At 70.9% G+C, this 677-nt stretch carries 1 protein-coding gene; it reads right to left on the minus strand.

Going from position 1 to position 677, the window contains the following annotated elements:
• Positions 1 to 677 (minus strand): NAD(P)/FAD-dependent oxidoreductase (locus KBX53_RS34955; RefSeq protein WP_210864034.1); only part of this gene is annotated, 677 nt, incomplete at both ends.

Raw genomic sequence — 677 nt, forward strand, 5'->3', positions numbered from 1 at the left:
GCATAGGACTGTCGGGAGCCGACGTGCAGAACGACGCAGGACGGCGAGTAGGTGAGCCGACGGCGCGGCGCGGCGGGGAGCAGGTCCCGGTAGGCGACCGGCAGGTCGGGGTTGAGCACCACCACGTCCGCCGGCACCAGCTCGCCGTCGGCGGTGAGCACGCCGGTGGCCCGACCGTTCGCGGTCTCCACCCGGGTCACCGTGGTGTCGTACCGGATCTGCACGCCGTGCTTCTCGGCCGCGCCGGCCATCGCCCGGGAGACCGCGTGGATGCCGCCGCGCGGGAAGTAGACCCCGGCCACCGAGTCGAGGTACGCGATGACCGCGTAGATGGCCAGCGCGTCGTGCGGCGCGAGGCCGGCGTACATCGCCTGGAAGGAGAAGATCCGCTGGGTACGTGGGTCCCGGAAGAACTGGTTGATCTTCGTCTGGAGGCGTCGGAAGGCCCCGCCGCCGAGCAGCTTGAGCAGGTTGCCGGTGATCAGATCGGTCGGCGCGTCCAGGTTGCGCTCGATGAAGTCGGTGCGTTCCAGCCGCCACAGCTCCCGCGCGTACTCGACGAACCGCAGGTAGCCGTCGGCCTCCCGAGGCCCGCAGACCCGGGAGATTTCGGCCGCCATCCGGGTGGTGTCGGTGAGCACGTCGAGGGTCGAGCCGTCCGGGTAGTACGCCCGGGA

The organism is Micromonospora sp. M51, assembly GCF_018070305.1.
Lineage (GTDB): Bacteria > Actinomycetota > Actinomycetes > Mycobacteriales > Micromonosporaceae > Micromonospora > Micromonospora parva.